12 protein-coding genes are annotated in these 21,884 nt (G+C 33.8%); 1 reads left to right on the forward strand and 11 read right to left on the reverse strand.

Annotation, left to right across the window (positions count from 1 at the left end; all coding sequences use genetic code 11):
* Positions 1-26 precede the first annotated feature (26 nt).
* From C8C85_RS14860 to C8C85_RS14870, 3 genes are all read right to left on the reverse strand, one after another.
* Complete coding sequence (locus tag C8C85_RS14860; RefSeq protein WP_116798499.1) at positions 27-1,238, reverse strand: M24 family metallopeptidase; 1,212 nt, start codon at positions 1,236-1,238, stop codon at positions 27-29.
* Between the two features lie 69 nt (positions 1,239-1,307).
* Positions 1,308-2,372 carry a proline racemase family protein gene (locus C8C85_RS14865; protein ID WP_116797766.1) on the reverse strand — a complete coding sequence of 355 codons (1,065 nt, stop codon included), beginning with the start codon at positions 2,370-2,372 and terminating at the stop codon, positions 1,308-1,310.
* A gap of 10 nt (positions 2,373-2,382) precedes the next feature.
* Complete coding sequence (locus C8C85_RS14870) at positions 2,383-3,345, reverse strand: ornithine cyclodeaminase family protein (RefSeq protein WP_116797767.1); 963 nt, start codon at positions 3,343-3,345, stop codon at positions 2,383-2,385.
* Positions 3,346-3,496: 151 nt separating this feature from the next.
* Between C8C85_RS14870 and C8C85_RS14875 the strand changes: the two genes are divergently transcribed.
* Positions 3,497-4,783, forward strand: a complete 1,287-nt coding sequence (locus C8C85_RS14875; protein WP_116797768.1) for a S28 family serine protease — start codon at positions 3,497-3,499, stop codon at positions 4,781-4,783.
* A gap of 373 nt (positions 4,784-5,156) precedes the next feature.
* Here C8C85_RS14875 and C8C85_RS14885 read toward each other — a convergent pair whose 3' ends face one another.
* The 8 genes from C8C85_RS14885 to C8C85_RS14920 all read right to left on the reverse strand — a co-directional run bounded on the left by C8C85_RS14885 (position 5,157) and on the right by C8C85_RS14920 (position 21,529).
* On the reverse strand, positions 5,157-7,454 hold the full coding sequence (locus tag C8C85_RS14885) for an aminotransferase class III-fold pyridoxal phosphate-dependent enzyme (RefSeq protein ID WP_116798500.1): 2,298 nt from the start codon (positions 7,452-7,454) through the stop codon (positions 5,157-5,159).
* Between the two features lie 26 nt (positions 7,455-7,480).
* Positions 7,481-9,592, reverse strand: a complete 2,112-nt coding sequence (locus C8C85_RS14890) for a beta-galactosidase (protein ID WP_116797769.1) — start codon at positions 9,590-9,592, stop codon at positions 7,481-7,483.
* Between the two features lie 19 nt (positions 9,593-9,611).
* Positions 9,612-11,609, reverse strand: coding sequence for an MGH1-like glycoside hydrolase domain-containing protein (locus tag C8C85_RS14895; RefSeq protein WP_243412114.1), 1,998 nt, complete (start codon positions 11,607-11,609; stop codon positions 9,612-9,614).
* A 243-nt stretch (positions 11,610-11,852) separates the two neighbouring features.
* Positions 11,853-13,358, reverse strand: coding sequence for a RagB/SusD family nutrient uptake outer membrane protein (locus C8C85_RS14900; protein WP_116797770.1), 1,506 nt, complete (start codon positions 13,356-13,358; stop codon positions 11,853-11,855).
* Positions 13,359-13,379: 21 nt separating this feature from the next.
* Positions 13,380-16,517: a SusC/RagA family TonB-linked outer membrane protein gene (locus tag C8C85_RS14905; RefSeq protein ID WP_116797771.1), complete on the reverse strand. Its 3,138-nt coding sequence runs from the start codon at positions 16,515-16,517 to the stop codon at positions 13,380-13,382.
* A 120-nt stretch (positions 16,518-16,637) separates the two neighbouring features.
* A complete protein-coding gene (locus C8C85_RS14910; protein ID WP_116797772.1) occupies positions 16,638-18,191 on the reverse strand; it encodes an aldehyde dehydrogenase family protein in 1,554 nt (517 codons plus the stop codon).
* Positions 18,192-18,258: 67 nt separating this feature from the next.
* Positions 18,259-19,071 carry a DUF1338 domain-containing protein gene (locus tag C8C85_RS14915; RefSeq protein WP_116797773.1) on the reverse strand — a complete coding sequence of 271 codons (813 nt, stop codon included), beginning with the start codon at positions 19,069-19,071 and terminating at the stop codon, positions 18,259-18,261.
* A gap of 763 nt (positions 19,072-19,834) precedes the next feature.
* The gene (locus C8C85_RS14920; protein ID WP_116797774.1) at positions 19,835-21,529 is read right to left on the reverse strand and encodes a tetratricopeptide repeat protein; all 1,695 of its coding nucleotides are present in this window, start codon (positions 21,527-21,529) and stop codon (positions 19,835-19,837) included.
* Positions 21,530-21,884: the final 355 nt, after the last annotated feature.

A 21,884-nucleotide genomic window follows, 5' to 3' on the forward strand; every position in this document is an offset into this window, starting at 1 on the left:
CCTTTTTGTTTAACTATCTAAATGTATTAATATCCAAAAGGATTATCAATACTGTGCATAGGAGTTGTAAACCACTTTGGACCTTCAGTAGTCATATAAAAATGATCTTCGTGTCGAATTCCGAATTGTCCAGGAATGCAAATCATAGGTTCGTTGCTGACTACCATTCCTTCTTGTAAAAGTGTTTGATTACCTCTAACCAAATACGGGTATTCATGAATGTCCAAACCTGTGCCGTGACCAACACGATGCGGTAATCCTGGAATTCCATAATCGGAGCTTAATCCTGCTTCTCCTAATATTTTTCTAGCAGCATCATCTACAGAACCACAAGTAGCTCCTAATTTTGCAGCATCAAACGCCGCTTGTTGGGTAGCTTTTTCAAGGTTCCAAATTTTGCGGTGAGCTTCCGTAGGAGTTCCATAAACATAGGTACGTGTTATGTCTGATAAATAACCTTCTAAACGACAACCCGTATCAATCAAAACAATATCATTGTCTTTTAAATCTTGAGGAACAGTTACACCATGTGGATATTGCGAATCATCAGAAAACAAAACGATACAGAAATAGGAACCCGAAGAAACACCCGCTTTAATATGCGCTTGGTTGATGAATTCGACAACAGTATCGGCTTTAATACCTAGATATAAAATACGTGCTACTGCACGCTGAACAACCATTGTTATTTCTTTGGCTTGCTGAATAATAGCAATTTCGTTAGCTGATTTTTGAATTCGGCAACCCGTTGTAATGGGTTGAGCATTTACGAAAGTGTAATTTGGATTGGCTTTGGTAACGCCATCAATTAAAAAGTAATTAGCAGATTCATCCAACGCAATTGTTCCGTCATTGTAATTCTTATGCTGCAAAAGCATTCCCATTAAAGTATACGGACTCTCGTGCTCTTCCCAACAATTGATTTTTCCATCAATTTGCATGAATTTTTTAAAAGTTCCGTCTTCAAATTTTGGGACAATGTATTCTAAGGTTCCGTCGTCAAATAGTAAAGCACCCACCATTCTTTCGGATGGATTCCATTTTGTTCCTGTAAAATAATATAAATTGGTTCCAGCGTTGAGGTAAATGGCTTTGTAATTGGCTTCTTTCATCAAAATAATTGCCTTTTGAATACGAGCTTGGTATTCTTGTATTTGAATGGGTTTTACATTCAACGTCATGTCTTGTATTTTTTTTAGCTCTATTTCTGCGGTAGATCCGCCAACTCCTATAGTCATTTTTGTAGTTTTTTGAGATTGTTTTTGTTTGAATAAAGGTATCAAATGATTGGGTACGATGTTTTAGAATTAACGTAAAATGAATCCATTTTTCATGGGATCAATAGGGTCAATAACAAAAGTATTCATTCCTGTAATATGTGCTGTTCCTTCAACTTGCGGAATAACAGCTTTAAAATTTCCATAATCAACTTCAGATATTAATGAACAATTAAATTCGCTATCTGTAATGCTTTCAATTGTGATTGTTTTTTTATAATCAATGTTTTTTCGAGCATGTTCAATTGCGACTCTTCCTGAAACACCAGAACCTGTAGGTGAACGATCAACTTCACCTTCGGCAAAAACGCAAACATTACGACTGTGGTTTTTAGAATTATGCGGCTCATCAATAAAAATAGTGCCATACAAAAAACTTAAATCCTCTTCAAAAGGATGTAATATTTCGCGATCATCTAGCATAACGGTACGTTTTATATCCATTCCAGTTTGTATAATTGCACGGTAATCAGCTGTGGTTAAGCTCAAGTTTAAATTATTTTTTCTAAGGTCAACATAGGCATAAAAAGCGCCGCCATAAGCCAAGTCATAAGTGATTTCGCCCAAGCCAGGAACATTAACCACACGATCTAAACCGACTACAAAACTTGGAACACAATGAAATTTGACACCCGCAACTTTTCCGTTTTTAATATTTACATAAGATGTAATTCGGCCACAAGGAGCGTCAATTTTTAATTCATTTTCACCTTCAACAAGATCAATCCAATTCATTTTTGCCGCCAACGTACTTATTGCAATAATTGCGTGACCGCACATCGTACTGTATCCTTCATTATGAAGAAATAGGATTCCAAAATCAGCTTCATTATCATTGGGTGGAAGTAAAATACAGCCATACATATCGGCATGACCGCGTGGTTCAAACATTAATGTTGTTCTCAGGAAATCATAATTTTCTCTGATGTCTCGGCGGTATTCTAAAACTGAATTCCCTTTTAATTTAGGAAATCCATCTATAATCACGCGCAAAGGTTCTCCGCCAGTATGCATGTCAATTGTTTTAATTTGCACCCAATGTTTGGGAACTATAAAGTTTGTGTTTTCTAGAATGTTTTGGTAAGTTGATGTCATTAGGTTTAAATTATTTTTGGGTAGTAAATTCGTTATAAAAGTGTGCCGCTGCAACTAAATCTTCAAGCGCATGACCAACGGATTTGAAATAAGTAATTTCTTTGTCAGAAGTTCTTCCTTTTTTGGTTCCTGAACACAATTCGAATAAATCGGCTTTAATTGCATCTTTGGTAATAATATTTGTAGAAAGTGGAATATAAATATCACCGCTTTCTTTGAGTCCGCCTTGGTAAGTGTCGATAAATACACTTGATTTTAAAATGGCTTCGTCATCAGCTTCTCGCATATCCTTTTTATAAGCACCAACCAAATCCAAATGTTGCCCTTCTTGCAGCCATTTTCCAAAAACTAAAGCAGTAGCAGATAAAGTAGCGCACGAAATAATGGCTACGTTCCGAATCACATTTTCAATATTTTCAACGACTTCGCATGTAAACGGAAAATCTTTCAAGTCGTCACATACTGTTTGCGCTTTCGCAGAGTTTCTTCCCCAAACAAAAACTTTTTTTATTGGGCGAACACTTGCATGCGCTTGAATTAAATTGGTTGCTAATGCTCCAGTTCCAATCATCAATAAACTGTCAGAATCGGCTCGTGATAGGTAGCTACTCGCCAAAGCAGAAGTAGAAGCAGTTCTTTTTGTGGTTAATGATTTGGCATCTAATATTGCTTTGATATTCCCTTTATGAGCATCTAAGTAAATGTAAGTTCCTTGAATTGCCGGTAAATCGTATTTTCCGTTATTGGGACTAACGGTTACAATTTTTACGCCCAAATCATTACCTGGATTAAAAGCTGGCATTAATAATAAAGTAGAATCTTTATTTTCTTCTGGATTTCTAAAATCGTGATGATGGCGCATAGGGACTTCGATTCCTGTATTCGAAAATCCTTTTCGTAAGGCTTCAATTAAGTTCTTGAAATTGCAGTTTTCTTCAATAAAATCATCAGAAATATGTTGGATTGTTTTCATTTTTTTTAAATTTTAAATAAAGTTAAATCAATTTTTAGTTATTGTATTATTTTTTCAAAAATCAGATAAAATATCATAATTTAAGGGTAATATAATATCAGTTTTAGGGAGGCATTGGTTTTAATTTTATAAAATATATTAAGCCTAAAAAATGAAAAAAATACAAAACATAGTTTTACTATTCTTGCTTTTCTGCACGACAATCGAGAGTTCTGCTCAAACAGTGACAGAATTGAATCAAAAATTAGCTCAATTATTTCCGAAAGCGGAAATAACACAAATTGATAATTTACAAGGTTTTACCGAATCATTCCAACTAATTTTAGATGAACCATTAGATCACAAACATCCTGAAAAAGGAACTTTTAAACATTATATTTATTTGTCACACATTGATTTTAAAAGTCCGATGGTTATTGAGACACATGGATATAATACCGCAAATATTAAAAGTGAAGTAAGTTCATTATTGAAAGCAAATCAAGTTGCTGTCGAATATCGTTTTTACGGAAAATCACGCCCAAATCCGATACCTTGGGAGTATTTGACCAATGATCAAGCAATAGAAGATTACCATAATATTGTAGTCAAACTAAAAGAGCTATATACCGGGAAATGGATTTCTACAGGAATAAGTAAAGGAGGGGAGACCGCTTTGATTTATAAATCGAAATACCCGAAAGATGTCGATGTTGCAATGCCTTATGTTGCTCCTTTGATCGATACCGAAGAAGATCCTAGAACGATAGTGCATACGAAAACTGTTGGAAGTGCAGCATGTAGAGCAAAGGTTGAAAGTTTTCAGCGCACTGTTTTAAAAAATAGAGAAGCAGTTTTAGAAGAATTTAAGAAATATGCTGTTGCCAAAAAAATGGATTTTACTGAAGTTCCTTTTTCAGAAGCTCTTGAATATGCAGTTTTAGAATTTCCTTTTTCTTTTTGGCAATGGGGAGGAAAATGTGATGAGATTCCACTCGAAACAGCGCCTGCCAAAGCCTTGTTTGATTATTTAAATAAAGTCGTTGGAGTTGGAACTTATAATGATAAAATGTATTTCAATTATTTGCCATCTTATTACCAACATTTAAGTGAATTAGGATACTACGGATTTGATTTTTCTCCAGTTGAAGATTTACTTCAAATTGTAAAAAACACTTCAAACAACCGATTTTCACCAAAAGGAGTGCCTATTAAATACAATCCGAAATACATTAAAAAGGTTAGAAATTACGTTGAAACCAGAGGAGATCATATTTTATATATCTATGGAGGTTATGATACTTGGTTTTCTTGTTCCCCAAAACCAAATCCTAAATTAGATGCCTTGAAAATGGTACTTCCACAAGGGAGCCACGCTACAAGAGTGAAAGACTTTCCAGAAAAAGAGCAATCATTAATTTTGGAAACTTTGAATAGATGGCTGGGGGAATCGTCTTAAAATAGGTTAACTAGGTTAATAATATAAAATTGGTTAAATCGGAACATAATTAATTCTGTTCCGATTTATTTTTTCCCATCGTTTTAGTTTGATTTTGTATAAATTTAAAAATGTGATTATTTTAAGTCAACTTACTCAATTTATAAGGATAATTTATATCAACATTGGAATCGCAACAGCTAAAGGCATTTCCTTATAAGTGCTCGCATCTGTAGCGTATAATAAGCGCATGGTATGATCATAAAATAATTTACCCTCTAATTTATGTTCTAAACTTTTAAGATTGACAATACTCTTGGCAAGAGAATTTTTATGTTTCATTTAGAATAAAAATATTGCTTAATCTAGTATTTTATATATGGATGATGGATTGTTACAACTCGCTTAAAGCAATATCTAATAGCTCAATCATCTCATCTGCATTTTGTTTATTGAAAGGCATTGGTGGCTTTATTTTTAAAACATTATGCAAAGGACCATCTGTACTTAGTAAAAAACCTTTTTCTTTCATTTTTTCAACAACTATATCAATTTCAGCAACAGCTGGCTCCATTGAATCTCGGTCTTTAACCATTTCCGCACCTATGAATAAACCGTGTCCACGAACATCACTAATAATAGGATATTTAGCCATTAGTTTTCTAAGACCGTCCATCAGGTGGTTTCCCACTTCTAATGCATGTTGTTGCATTTCTTCGTCTTGAAGCACATCTAATACAGCCAAACCTGCCGTCATAGATACAGGATTACCTCCAAAGGTGTTGAAGTATTCCATACCGTTATTAAAAGCATTTGCAATTTCATTAGTAACAATTACGGCAGCCAGTGGGTGTCCATTACCAATTGGTTTTCCTAAAACAACAATATCGGGAACGACATCTTGCAATTCGAAACCCCAAAAATGGTCGCCAATTCGTCCAAAACCAACCTGAACTTCATCAGCAATACAGATTCCTCCAGCAGCTCTAACGTGTTCATAAGCCGTTTTTAAATAATTTTTAGGAAGTGGTATTTGGCCTCCAACACCTAAAAGCGTTTCGCAAATGAATACAGCAGGCGCTTTATCTTCTTTTTTTAAATCTTCGATAATTCGTTGCACATCAGCAGCATATTTTTCGCCTGCATTTGTATCTCCATATTTATAAGGACCACGATATAAGTCGGGATTAATCGCTTTATGAATCCAAGGCATTTTTCCGAAACCGCCTTTACCATCAAATTTATATGGGCTCATTTCCATAGCAACCGTCGATGTACCATGATAAGCATGATCCAGTACAATAATGTCCTTCTGTTTCGTGAAATGGCGACTCATTCGAATTGCCAAATCATTAGCTTCACTGCCGGAATTAACAAAATAGCATACACTTAAAGCTGCAGGTAAAGTAGCAGTAAGTTTTTCGGCATATTCAATAATAGTGTCATTAAGATAACGTGTATTCGTGTTTAAATTAGCAATTTGTTTTTGCATTTTTCGAACAACAACAGGATGGCAATGACCTACATGTGATGGGTTATTTACACAATCTACAAAAGTTCTTCCTTTATCATCATAGAGAAATTGTAAAGCGCCTTTTGTAATTTTTAGTTTGTCTTTGTATCCAATACTTAAATTTCTACCTATTTTTTCGTGACGAATTGCCAATAAATCATCATAATTTTCATCAGTAATAATTCCTGTAAAACCACAAACTTTTCTAAAAGTATCTTGCGCTTTTATTGGATTAATTCGAATAAGTTGGTTTAGCAATTCCCAAGCTGGTTTTTCAGTAAGAAAATGATGTTCATTGTTGCTTTCTAAAGATGAGTTGTAAGCTGATTGTGTCACACTGATACAAAGTCTCGCTGCAATTAGATAATACAATAAATCAACTTCTTGTTCATTGAGTGCATACGATTTATGATACCCTTCAACAATTGATGCAGCAACTGTCAACGGGTCTTTCTCACCAAGCATGGCATAAGTACACGCAATCGCTAGATTGTTGATAAGCGATGTGTAAACCATATCACCAAAATCAATCAAACCACTAATGTGATTTTCTTGAACTAGGATGTTATAATCATTAGCATCGTTATGTATGTAGGCATGACGCAAAGTATGGACTAGAGGAAGTACTTCGTTATCAAATTGCAACAAGAAATAACCTGCGATTCGTCTTTTTTCGTGATCTATAATATATTTCAGATTATCATTTGCCTCGCTAGCACAATTGATATCCCAAGTATAGCGACGGTGCATAGCAAGATGAGAAAAGTAGCGAAGTTCATAATCCATATTTCCTAAAAAGGATCCTAGATTGTAAAATAACTCCTTTGATTTGTTTACTTTTTCTACCCAAAAAGTACCTTCTAGAAAATTGAGAATTCTTACATAATATATTTTAGAATTGACTTCAACTTTTGTCAAAGCATCGCCCTGCGTGTTGATGCAAAACTGCTGAAATTTGTTTGCAAGGCTGCTATTTGATAGGTGCTGAATGATTTTTACCTGCGCGTCTAAAAACGGAAGGGGATGATCTTCATTAGATATTTTTAGAATATACTTTTCGTTTGTTTCTGTAGATAAAAGAAAATTTAACTCGTCATAACCATTTAATGATTTTGCGGTTGCAGTTAGCCCGTAATGTTCTTTGGCTAATTGCTCAATTGTTTTTTCTGAAAAATTCATCAGTAAATTTTTTGTATTCGTTAATTTTATTTCCAAATTACGGCTTGTGCAGGCTGCAAAGGATTCTGTCCAACCAATATTTTACTTCCTTGTGGAATAGCAAGTTCAACAGGGTCGTTTGAATAATTAACTCCTACATAGAAGCCATCTCTCCATTCGACAAAAACACCTCTTGGTAAATTCTCAATGGCCACATTTGCTCTTTCATATACATTGCGTACAATTTGTCTCTCTAAATTTCCCTCAGTACTTTCTACGCCAATGTAAGTTACTGTTCCTTTACCTAACTTTCTAGTAACTGCGGCAGCTTTGCCTTTATAAAATTGGTCTTCATAGGTGGCTAAAACTTCGGTTCCTTTTCTAGGCGATAATACATCTGCCCAGGTGTTCCATTGAAAGTTATTGTTATCTGCTTTTATATTTCCTTTCATATCTGTAACTAATACATCAAAAAAGTCAACATCAGCTCCAATTAGAGGCACGATTGGCGCACTCCAGTTGGCTTCAAAAAAATGTCCGTTTTTGTCTTTTTGTCCAGTTCTACACGTTAAAATCAAATTACCTCCTTTTTCAACATATTTAGTCCATTTGTCCACTAATTTTTGATCAATAAGCTGATACGAACTAGCCACAATAAAATGATATTCATCAAAATTATCTTCCTCTGTAAGAAAATCCACTGGTGCTCCAGTAGATTTGATGGCTGAAGAATACGTATTTCTATGTCTCCAAGTATTCCAATTTTTGGTTTGCTTGTGATTTTCTAAGTCCCAAAGGTTTTCATGACTCCACAGGAAACCTGTTTTCCTGTTGGCAATTTTTTGCGGAAGTACTGCTTTTGGGTTGTACTCTTTACGCAATAGTTTCATGTCTTGAATTGATTGTACAAATTCTTTTCCACCAGTAGAAAGTGTGACTCCGTCAGTGCCCACAATACCTTCGTGATACATTTCGCTACTTCCTAGTGGGTGTCTGTATCTGTAAGTACAGGTAAAAGCGCAACCGCCTCCAAAGGCTTGTGAAAGCCACATGTGAACCGTTCCCGGTTGCAATTGTGGATTAATATCCGCCCAGTTTACTTGTCCTGGTTGTAATTCCATAATCCCTGTAACGCCACTGATGGAGCGATAATAATCGTTTGCTTCATGGATTTTACTAGGATGTCCGATTCTAAAATTGGCTCCACCTAAATTATTTTGACCACTTACGGGGTACATTGTATAGGTGATGAAGTCCATTTTATCAGCCCTTCTTGGGTCTGAGTCGTAAGTCACATTAGTGAAGTTAGTCGTAATCCATTGTTTTGAATCCGTATATTTTCTCAATATTTCGGCTTGGTCATTTAAGAAGCTAGCTTGAGCATCTGCAGTGAATCGCTTGAAATCTAAAATCGTATGTGGACTTAACTTATCTTCAAAATAAACTTCGGTGTTAGGTAATACGATTTGTTCAAAGTTAGAATAACGTGTACTCCAGAAACTACCAACCCATTCCGTATTCAATTTTTCAATAGTCCCGTATTTGGCTTTAAGCCAAATTTGAAATGCCGTGCGAGCAGAAGGACTAAAATCCTCCGTAGACAAAGGCTCGTTGTCAATTTGCCAACCTATAATATTTTTGTTTTTACCGTATCTCTTTCCCAGTTCAGCTACTATTTTCGCTGTGAATTCACGGTATTTTTTATTGGTTACTGAAATGTTTGCTCTATTTCCGTGTTGTCTTCGGTTGCCCTTAGAATCAACTAGATATATTTCAGGGTATTTATCACCCATCCAAGCTGGTGGAGTAGGTGTAGGCGTGCAAAGAATCACTTTTAAACCTTCTTTTTCGGCTATTGATAAGGCATCATCAAGCCATTTAAAATCATATTTTCCCTCTTCAGGTTCCATATATGTCCATGCAAATTCGGCGAAATGGGTGAATTCAAAACCTAACTTTTTTATATTTTTTAAGTCACGACCCCATTGTTCTCTTGGCCATTGCTCAGGGTAATAATACACCCCAATTTGCATTAAATCAGCTTTATTGAAAAACCTCTGAGGATTGTTTTTTTCTTGAGAATGTGCATTCAACTGAAAACCGAATAAGGCTAAAAGTAAAAATATAAGTTTCGTTATTAAGGAATTATAATGAGTCATTACTTAATTGTTTTTGTTATTAGTTATTTAAAATTAAAAGTAAAAAATGTGCTGCCGACCAGCTAAAATTTTGCGCTTCTAATCCTTTTCCAGTTTTTGGATGATAATTTTCTCGAATAGACATTCCTTTTTCTAAAGCGCCTTCGGTGTTCTGAATAAGTTTACCCGTAAGTAAATCGACTTCTTTTTTATAACCATATTTTTCTAATCCATTGATACCAAAATAAACTTGATCTAACCAAATTGGACCTCTCCAATATCCGTCTTCTGGATTAAATTTTGGATTGTTAGCCGCCAAGGTTGGTAGCGGAACAAATGTGTTGAAAGTAATTGGATTTAATAAATTGTTTTTAATCGCATTCGCTTGTTCAGAAGTAGCAACCTCAGTCCAAAGTGGTAAAAAACCTTCGCACCCCATATCTTTAACGGATGTTTTTCCATCAATTGATGTGTCATAAAACCATCCAGTAGTAGCATCCCAAAATTGCGTCTGAATTTGTATTTTTAAAGTATTACTTTCAGATTTCCATTTTTTTTCTTCATCCGCTAGTTTTAAAACTTGTGCCATCTTAGCCAAATAATTTTTTTCAGCATATAAAAATGAGTTTAAATCGACACTTTCTTGGTCTAGCGAGTAAGCCTTTTCTCCATTTTTTAATATTTTACTATTATCAAAACGTACCGCGTTGTCCATGCCACTTTCCCATTTAGCTGCAATTACACTACCATCTGTAGAACCAAATTCGCAAAGGCCATCTTGATCATGATCACGTTCTTTGTACCACCAATCATGGTATTTTTTTAATTTTGGATACATTTCTTTAATGAAACTAACATCTTTATTTTGTTTGTAAATTTCCCAAACTGCCCAAGCTGCAAGTGGTGCTTTTGTATTTCTATAATTATTAGGCTCAATTGTCGTATCCCGATAAATACAATCTGGAATAAATCCGTTTGGTTCTTGATAATCAAACAAAGCACGCATTTGATTTTTAGCTAATTCAGGACTAAAGTGAGCTAATGCTGCAGCATGTTTCCAGCTATCCCACGCCCAAAAACCATGAAACCATTCGTAGTTATAGCTTGGAAATACACCTTCATGCTTTAATCCTTCTGCAGCAATTCTAGTGTTGTTTTGTAAAGTGAGGATTAATTTTGCTAGGAAAACAGAATAATCATCACCGTTATAAACCATTTTCTTTTTAGCTATTAATTGAGCTAATTCTTTTTCTTTGGCCTGTTGATTCGTACTTAAAACTGAATTGAAGGTACTTTTTGAAATTTTTATTTTTTCATTTTCCCAACTATACTGTGGAAAAATATACGATTGTGAAACTATGATTTCTTTTGTTTCATTAGGCTTTACTGTTATCAAATTTAATTTAGCACTATAGCCTTCATTCGTCGTTTCGATAACGGTGTTTTTGTCAAAAAACTGAATGTAACCAACAGCATTGCTTTTTGAAGAAATTAATTTTAGGGTTTGATTTTCTTTAGAAAACTGAATCGTATTTAGGTAAGTTTTAGAGTCAAAAACGGGATTTAAAGAAATTTTTTTTGATGAACGATTAGTAATACTTGTTTTTTGGATTGCCGTATTTCCCGAAAAGAATACCAACTGTTGTTTTACCTCAAGCAATTCATTTTGGAACAATTGTTCTAAATGACTGTTGTAACTATTTTGATTTACTAAAGATTTTTCCCAGTTGATTTCATCTTGTTTGTTGTCATTCAAAAGACGCAACGAAACAAAAGAAGAACTTAGCCAAACACCATTTTGTTCCGTCATTAAAAATGGCCCTGAAAATCCACCTTGAATGGATCCTGGTTCAAGAAACCCAAAACCAAACCAAGCACCTTTGTCTGAAAATGCCAATGACTTACGATCGGTCGCATTTTTTGGAAAACCTTTATAATTCAAGCTGTTTTTACTCAACTCCAAAATTGGAAATTTTGTTTGAGAAAAGGCATTTTGAAGTATCAAAAAGAATAAAAGAGTCGATATAAATTGTTTCATTTTAATATAATATTTGTTTCGATTATGCATTTTGAGATGAATCTCAGCTTTGCAGTAAAGTGGGTTTTTAAAAATGCATATTATTGCTATTCCTCTTTTAATCTATAAAAACCTTTCAAGTTGAACTTGTTTCAAGATTTGAGTTTTTAAGTTATTTAAAATTAATCTTTTAAATGTTATAAAAGAATAGTCCAACTCTTGAGTGGACTATTCTTTTTTTAGTACTAATTCTATGTGATGAGTTTAATTATTTTGTATTTCGGTTAAAGGAACTGGGTAGAAATTATTCTTTGCAGGATCAAAATTGGTGCGCCCAACAGCATCTAAAGCAGATTTTGTTTTTCCCCAACGACGTAAATCGTAAAAACGGAAATTCTCCAACGGGAATTCAATAATTCTTTCATGTTCAATTTGAGCTTTAACCGCATCATAGCTTGCACCTACCATATTTGGCATATCGGCTCTAGCTCTTACTTCATTAATAAATGGTATAGCTTCTGGAGAACGTTGTAATTCGTTTAAGGCTTCAGCTTTCATCAAAAGAACATTTGAGTATCTCATTAAAGGAACATTCATACCCAAAAATTCAGTATCCATTTGTTCTTGAGTAGGAGGTAAGTACTTGCGGAAAACAGGTTTGTCTGTAGTTCCGAATTTGTCATCATACGTTTGACCAAAAATCCTTGGATTTGCAGGGTCATTAAAATAGGGATCTTTAAAGAAAATGTTACTGTAAAGACGAGAATCGTAATTTCCTGTTGAAGCTATTTTTCCTTCTTTTTTAAATTCATTCATCAACATATCTGTAGGTAGAATTTCATCCCAACCACCTAATTCACTTGCACCCATCCAGAAATGAAGAGCAGTACGGTAGAAAGCACCATTAGAGGTGTTTTCACTAAATTGAAGTTCAAAAATAGATTCTTTTGAGTTTTTGTTAGTTCCATTAAACATACTAACGTAATCTTTTACCAGTTCATAACCTTGTACTTTATCAAAGGCAGCAAGGGATTCAGTAAGGTAAGTTTGTTTCTGAGCTGTTTCTTCATATGCTCTAGTTAAATATGCAAATCCAAGATAACTGTTAGCTGCACCACTAGTTGCACGCCCTGCTTTTTCTGCTGGTTGAGTAGCTGGAAGCACTTGGGCAGCAGCTTTTAATTCACTTATGATAAAATCCCAAGCTTCTGTACGTTCTGAAAGAGGAGCATCTATTTGGCTTTGATCAGTAATATATTTGTTTCTGATTTTTATTTTTTCCCAGTTAAGAATTAACTTTAAATGGTAATAAGCTCTTAAAAATTGTGCTTCTGCAATTATTTGATTTTTGTCTACATCAGTAATTGCAGATGATGGCATTTGTCCAACCTTGGTAATAACTTGATTAGCATTACTAATACCACGATAATTAAGTGTCCAATAACTTGTAAATTGACTATTGCCATTGGTGTACGTAAAATCAGCAAGTTCTACCCAATTTTGATAATTAAGGGCATCGCTTCCTAGTTTACAAATGTCTTCGCGATATGCTTCTACAGGCCATTTTACCTCAGTGAATGCATATTCGTCGACAGCTCCTTCAAGTAAGGCATAAGTTGCAGAAAGACCTGCTTCGGCATCTGATTTGTTTCTCCAGAATGTTGAAGAGTCAAGTTGATCCGGTGATTCTTGATCTAGGAAATCATCACTATTGCATCCTGCGAGTGTTAATAAGCCTAAAACAGTAAAAAAATTGAATATCTTTTTCATGATTGTTTCTTTATAAATTTCTTAAAATACGTATTGTACGCCCAAAATGAATGATCTTGTGAATGGATACACGAAACGGTCTACACCAGTATCTAGTAAAGTGTTTCTTGAAAATTCTGGATCAGTACCTGAATAATTGGTAATGGTAAATAGATTTTCAGCAGTTACATAAAATCTCAGTTTGTCTATTTTGGTTGCATCTAACAGTTGTTTAGGTAAAGTATATCCAATTTGTAATTGACGCATACGAACGAAATTTCCATTTTCAAGAAAACGATCAGATTCTCTACTGTTTCCATTAGGATCCCCAAGTACAGCACGAGGAGTGTCACTGTGGTTTTCTGGTGTCCACGAATTAAGGGTAGTAGCCAGCATATTTGTTCCTGAACTCATAGATTCGTAGAAATACCTGTTTCCGTTGTATAATTTATTTCCCCATCCACTTCCTATTAAAGCGCTAAAATCAAAGCCTTTGTAACTAGCACCTAGAATTAAGTTGGCTTCTAGTTTTGGCAAACCTGTACCGGTGTATTCTTTATCTTTTTCATCAATTACTCCGTCATTATTTAAATCTTTGAATTTAACATCACCTGGCTTAGCATTTGGCTGAATTAAAGTACCATTATTGGTATAACTATCTACTTCGGCCATAGATTGAAAAATTCCATCAGTTCGGTATAGGTAAAAGGCACTAATTGGTGTGCCAACTCGTGCTTGAGTAGGGAAATGCTCATCACCATATTTTAGACCTTCTCCATAAATAGCTTGATCTGCATTGGCAAGAGATTCTACATTATTGTGAAGGGTACTAAAATTTAAGCCTACATTATATTTGAAATCATTAACCTGATCAGCATAATTAATTTCGAATTCAAATCCGCTGTTACTCACTTTACCAACATTAAGAATAGGATCATCAATTCCTGCAGAAGGAGCTAATTTTTTTGTGATTAACAAATTGTCAGTAACATTATGATAGTAATTCATAGAACCACTAATTTTCCCGTTTTTAAGAACATAATCAATTCCAATGTTTTTAGAATCTGTCGTTTCCCATTGTAGTTTTCTGTTTTCTAATGTAGTTGCAATACTACCTGGCCATGGATTACTTCCAGTTCCTTGTACATAACCTGAGTTTAACGAATTTCCAGAATGAATTAATGAACTAGAAGCATAGTATCCTAATGCTGCTTCATTACCTAATTGTCCCCAACTCGCACGTAATTTTAATTTAGACACAAGAAAATCTTCTGGGAAGAAATCTTCTTTATCAATTTTCCAACCTAAAGCAACCGATGGGAATGCTCCCCAACGAGTGTCTTTTCCGAATTTAGATGAACCGTCATAACGTACCGTAGCTTGAGCCAAATAACGATCTTTGTAAGAATAATTAATACGGCTGAAATAAGAAAGTCGATTGTATTGGTATTTAGATCCATCAGCTGAATAAGTTCCTCCTTTTCCTGCTCCAATGGTTTGGAAACTAGGATCTAAAAAACCTGCGGGATGCTCTATAGACACGAGTTGTCCATTTTCTACAGTATGATCCGTTGTTTTACCTTCTACTGTAATATCATTCCAGTTAGAAGAGGAAGGGTTCATGGTAGTACCTAATAAAAAGTCAAAAGAGTGATTTCCAAAAGTTTTAGCTGCCGTTATAGTATTTTCCCAAATCTGTTGATCCAAGAAAGTTCTTTGCTCCCTTTGCACTGTGTATTTTTCAGGAGATTGTACGTTTGCGATAAATGGAGGATTGTGCCATGTTTGTTGTGAGTTTAGCTCATGGTAAGAATAAGCAGTTTTAAACTTTAGCCAAGAGGTGATATTAGCAGTTATTGATATATTAGCTGTTAAATCTTGTCCTCTCGTATCACCACTTCTATAATGCTCATCTGCAACTGGATTTGTATTAAAAGGTAAGCCGTCTTTATTTGTTAAGCCATAACCATAAGGTTCATTTGGGTCTAAAACAGGGACTAAAGGCGAAATAGCATAAACTTCTTTTAACTGAAAATTGGGTTGTTCGTTTTTCGTTGAGACATACGCTAATTTAGTATCAACATCAAAAATTGATTTTTTGAAACTAACTCTTGCACTTGCATTTCTTTGATCAAAATTGTTGTCAATTACAATTCCTTTTTCTGAGGATAAGTTTCCATAAAGAGCAAACTTAACCACACCTTGACGACCTTGAACACCTAAGCCATAATTTTGTGCTAATCCAGAACGGAAAACCTGATCTTGCCAATCTGTATTATTTTCTATCGGATTAGTAATGTATGCAGGTAATGCAACTGGAGTATTAGCATATTTATTGTATTCATCATACATTCTTTTATGAACGGTTTGATAGCCTTGGGAATCTAATAAATCTAATGTTTTGGCTGTTGTTGTACTTTTTACAAAAGAAGTAAAATCAACTTTCATTCCTTCTTTTTGCCCCGATTTTGTTGTAACAATGATTACACCGTTTGCGGCTACAGATCCATAAATTGCTGCTGCAGCACCATCTTTAAGAACCTCCATTGATTCGATATTTGTAGGATTGACTGAATTTATATCTCCTTGAAAACCATCTATAATGTATAATGGGTTTGTATTTCCAAAAGTATTAATTCCTCTAATCTTAACATTTACTGTGGCACCAGCAGTTCCTCCTGTTTTTTGAACATTTACTCCTGGTACTAAACCTTGAAGTGCTTCTGCAGCATTATTGGTTCCTCGAGCTTCCAAGCTTTCTTTTTTTATAGTAGAAATTGCTCCGGTAACATTTCCTTTTTTGATGGTTCCATAACCAATAACAACCACTTCGTCTAACTTGTTATTTTCTTCTTGAAGTACAACGTTTAATTCTTTGCTATTTTGCACAGGAACCTTTAGTGTGTTAAATCCAATATAGGTAAAAGTTAAAGTAGGATTTTTTATATCAGAAGGAATTTGTAATGTAAATTTTCCGTTTTCATCACTATTTGTTCCAATAGTAGTTGCATCTAAAGTTACATTTACTCCAGGTAGTAAAATGCCTTTACTATCCGTTATTTTTCCTGAAATGGTTTTTTGCAATTGACTATTTTGTGCAAAATTGATGTTTGGTAGCCAGAGGCATAACAGGAAGAGGACAAAATTGTGCCTCCTAATCAATGAGGTTGTTTTTTTCATTTGTTAATGGTTTTAGTTAATTTTAGATTCTCTTTTTTTAGGTATTCTTTTTTTAAAAATGGCATACGAAATCCTGTTTACATTATGTAAAGCATTTTTTTTCGTAAAAAACATTATGAATTATAAATCGAATTTGATTCCCTGAGCTAGGGGCAAACTTGTAGTGTAATTAATTGTATTGGTTTGACGACGCATATAGACTTTCCAAGCATCAGAACCGGATTCTCTGCCTCCACCAGTTTCTTTTTCTCCTCCAAAAGCTCCACCAATTTCAGCTCCAGAAGTTCCGATATTTACATTGGCAATGCCGCAATCAGAACCCGTGACAGATAAAAATCTTTCGGCTTCACGTAGATTGTTGGTCATAATGGCAGATGATAATCCTTGTGCTACTCCGTTTTGAACATCGATTGCATTTTCGATAGTTCCAGAATATTTGATCAAATATAAAACTGGGGCAAAAGTTTCATGTTGAACAATTTCAAAGGAGTTATCTGCTTCAGCAATTGCAGGTTTTACATAGCATCCGCTTTCATAACCTTCGCCAGAAAGCACATCACCTTCAACAAGAATTTTACCGCCTTCTTCAATCACTTTTGTCAAAGCATTATTATAAAATTCAACAGCCTGTTTATCAATTAACGGTCCAACGTGATTTTTCTCGTCTAATGGATTTCCAATTCTCAATTGTCCGTAAGCCGATACAACGGCATCTTTTACTTTATCATAAATACTTTCGTGAATAATCAAACGACGAGTAGAAGTACAACGTTGACCAGCCGTACCAACAGCTCCAAAAACAGCTCCGATAACGGTCATTTTAATATCAGCATCTGGCGTTACAATAATCGCATTGTTTCCGCCTAACTCCAACAACGATCTTCCTAAACGGCCAGCCACAGTTTGAGCAACAATTTTACCCATACGTGTAGAACCGGTTGCTGAAATTAGGGGTACACGAACATCGCTACTTAATAATGCTCCTATTTTGTAATCACCATTGACTAGACAAGAAATTCCTTCAGGAAGGTTGTTTTCTTTTATAACTTCGGCAATGATATTTTGACAGGCAATACCACAAAGAGGTGTTTTTTCAGAGGGTTTCCAAACACAAACATCTCCACAAATCCAAGCCAATGCTGTATTCCAAGCCCAAACTGCTACGGGAAAATTAAAGGCAGAAATAATTCCGACAACACCCAACGAATGGTATTGCTCATACATTCTATGTCCTGGACGCTCAGAGTGCATCGTTAATCCGTGTAACTGACGTGAAAGGCCCACAGCAAAATCGCAGATGTCAATCATCTCTTGGACTTCGCCATATCCTTCTTGCAATGATTTCCCCATTTCATAAGAAACCAATTTCCCTAAGGCTTCTTTGTTTTGACGCAATTTATCTCCAAACTGACGCACAATTTCACCACGTTGTGGAGCTGGCATCAATCGAAATGTTTTGAATGCAGCTGTAGCTGAACTTATTACTTTTTCATAATCTTCAGTAGTAGAAGTTTTTACTTTTGCAATTAATTGCCCATCTACAGGTGAATAACTTTCAAGGATTTCACCATTTGAAAAATTATTTACACCTGTTGAAGTTCCATCATTAATTTCCTTTATTCCCAATTGAGATAAAGCTTCTTTAATTCCAAATTGTAATGCTATTGATGTCATTGTACTAGTCTCTTATTTTGATGTGGTTGCGTCGTGTTTAAAATGATATTTTTCTTTGGTGGTTTTATTAAATGCTTTGTAGTTTTACATCAGTGCTTTCAAAAATTTTATCAGCAGAGGAAGTTATAAAACCTTGATACAACTCCCCATTTGACATAGTATAACGAAGAGCAAATTCATAATAACAAGAGGGAATTTGTAAAGATCCTTCTTTAAAATCAACCATATGTAAATCGGCCAATGTGCTTGATTGCTCTAGTAATTGCTCAGGAGTTCCTTTGATTTTTCCTCCAGAAGCATTTAGTTTCCAACCACTATCTTCTAAGAAAGCATTTAAGTCTTGTAGGGTATCAAAATCTTTTAAAGCATTGACGTTTATGGTAAAATGGTTAGCACGGAATCCATAAATATACATCCAAGCGGCATATTCAGATTCTTCTAGTAATTGGTTGTAAATTTCTTGAGAATTTGACTCCCAAACACTACCGCAAATCACCAATTCAGGATTGCTAAAAGTAGATTGATCACAATTATCTAAAATGGTGTTTACGGTTTCTTGTAATTTTTGAGAACATTTTTCTAACTCTAATTCGGATATAAAAATTCGTGGAGCATTTATATCGGTAGTATGTTCATAATGCTTGGCAAATAATTTTTTTGATTCAAAAACATATTCTCCTTTTTCTTCATAGCCAAGTTCTAGAAAAAGTCTTTCTAAAACACTAATATTTACACGCGAATCATTAAATGTTCGAATAGCTATATGATCATTTTTTATTTCTTCACCTTTTCGCTCTAATAGATCGTGAATTTTTTTTGCAGATGGAGTAATTTCAGCATATTGCTCCCACAATTTTGACAGTAATTTAGTTGTATTCATTTTTAACGTATTTAGTATGATATTAAAGGCATTCTTCTTGATAATTCTTTTTCAATAATACTTTCACCAAAACTTCTTTTTTAAAATAATGTGCTGTGGATATGACATTTTCACAAATCCAAAATACATTAGAACAGAAAGCAAAAAATTAGACGTTTTAACGACTGTTGTTGATTTTTTGATCTTCGTAATAATTTATTTGCTAGTTAAATTATTATTCAATTTTAATTTTAAGTTTTGGGCTCACAAATATTAAATTATTTCAAGATAAAGCATCAAAAAGAAACTTTACTTGACCTTTACATCCTTAAACAAAACCATTGTAGATAGTGGTTTTAACAAAGAATTATCCATGTCAACACTGCATTTTTAATGGGATGGAGATTAAATAATAAAAAACAGTTTTTTTCATTATTACATTCTGATCAAAATGAAAATTCAATCATAGAAAAAATAAAAGTGTATTTTAAAGTAAGAATATATTGTTGATTGGTTTGATATAAGAATACCAATTATGAAGTTATTGGTAAGAAATGGAGTGAAACTTTACACTAAAAAAAAAACTACACAACGCTAATTGTATCTTAACACCTAATAAAATGCATCAACAGCATAAAATAAAAAGCAGCACTTATAAAGCAAAAAACAGTTCCAAAATTAATTTCGAAACTGTTTACTGATTTTTCATTATTAGTCTTATGAATGGTATTTATTATGAAAGACTAGGGATAATACTCGAAGATGTCCAAAAAAGGATAATAGCCTAAATGTTTTCAAGATAAATAACTAGGTTGTCTTTGTTTTCTAATCCTAATTTTTTTCTTAGTCTATGCCTTCCAATTTCTACTGAATTAGCAGAGATATTATTAATATTTGCTATTTCCTTAGAGCTAAGTTTTAGTTTAACCTGTACCGCCAACTGAATGTCTTTATCCGTTAAATTAGGATGTTTTTCTTTAATTCTAAATAAAAAATCACTTTGTAGAGTTTCTATGTTTGAGTGAAATTGTTGAATATCTTCATTTAAATCAAATTTAAAAGTGTAATCGTTTATAAGCGCATTGATGTCTTGTTTAAGTACGCTTAAATCGGTAAATTTTAAATTTTTTAAAGATTTTGTCAGATCCTTATAAATATTAGTTCTTTGAGAAATGAACAAAGCTAAATTTGTAAGTTCTTTAGTTCTAAAATCCAATCTGCGTTCTAAATTCTCCTGCAATAGAAATTGTGATTTTAATTTTTCCTTCGAAAGTTGATGATTTTTTAGATAAATAGCTTTTTTCTTTTTTATATTATTCCATAACGAAGCTATTACTAGAATTCCTATGATTGCCAATAGTAAAGAGCCAATCAATAAGGATTTTCTCTTCTGTGATTCCAACTGGTGTTGTTGTTCTAATAACTTGATTTCAGATTCGCGTCGTTCAGCCTCATATAAAATCCGCATTTCAGCCAACTTTTCACTTTTTTTGCTTGTGAAAACTTCAGCGTTACTATTAGTATATTTCCTGTAAAAATGGAAAGCCTGCTTATAATTATTTAATGCTAAATAATAATCGGACATAATTTTATCATTCTCTAAAAGTAGTTCCTTTTTGTTACCCAATACCTTAATAATATTCCTAGATTCTTCTAACAATAAATAACATTCTTCATAATTTTTAAGTTTTAAGTGTACTATGGCAAGTTCATGAAGAATATAAACCTTTTTATAGTCATATTTAATTTGACTCTCAATAACCAGTGCAGACTCTAAGAATTTTTTGGCCAAATTGAGTTCATTAATTTTGCGATAGCAAATGCCCATATTTTTCATAGTTTCTGCAATCCTATCCATATTATTAGAATCTTCTATGAGCTTTAAAGATTTTTTAAAAAAAAATAATGCCAAATTATAATCGCCTTTGCCATCATGAATTATTCCAATACTGTTATAACTGTATGCAATTCGTTGCTTGTCGCCTATTTTTTCATGTATGATTAAAGCTTGGTTATGATAATCTAATGCTTTTTCATAATACCCAATGTCATAGTACAACCAGCCAAGTGTGCGTAAGGTAAAGGCGAGATCATAATCATTTCCGATGGCTTTTCGTATTTCTAAGGATTGTAATCCGTATTTTAAAGCTTTGTCATAGATATTATTAAACAAATAACCCTGACACAAATTTATTAGTGCTAGCCCTTCTTGGTCTTTATTTTTAAACTCAATTGATAAACGTAAAGCTTCCGAGCCATATTTCAAAGTTTTATTAGGATCGGTGGTCCAGTATATCTCGGCAATTCTATTTAATAAAGACATTTTCTTTTCTCCTTTAGATGTCGGCAAGATTGTTAACAAACTGTCTAGTTCAACCTGTGAATCACTTGGATTTTCATCCCATATATTTTTCTGAGAGTGGGCTGTAAAACAGATGAATATAAAACTAATAAGTAGGAGATGGGCGATTTTTTTCATTACAAAAAATTTTAAAGACAAAGAAATACCTTTATTATGAAGCTTTTTAAGTCTTCAAATATCATCAATATTTATGTATTTATGTTGAGTTTTGTCTACTTAAAATAAGTTGAAAACTAGATGGTAATATTGTGGTGATCATTATTATTGCAATGTGATTTCATAAGAAATTCATTTACAGATGTTTTTTCTAGTAATGATGTGGGTAAAATTTATAAAATTTCGTAGGTCTAACGATTAATTTTTAAATCTTTTGCGATTGTACTTTAAACTTTACAACAAGAAGTAAAGGGCAACTAAAACTGTAACTAAAAATAAAAAGCCTTGTAAATCATTTGATTACAAGGCTTTTTGT

The organism is Flavobacterium sp. 103, assembly GCF_003096795.1.
In the GTDB taxonomy this organism is placed as follows: domain Bacteria; phylum Bacteroidota; class Bacteroidia; order Flavobacteriales; family Flavobacteriaceae; genus Flavobacterium.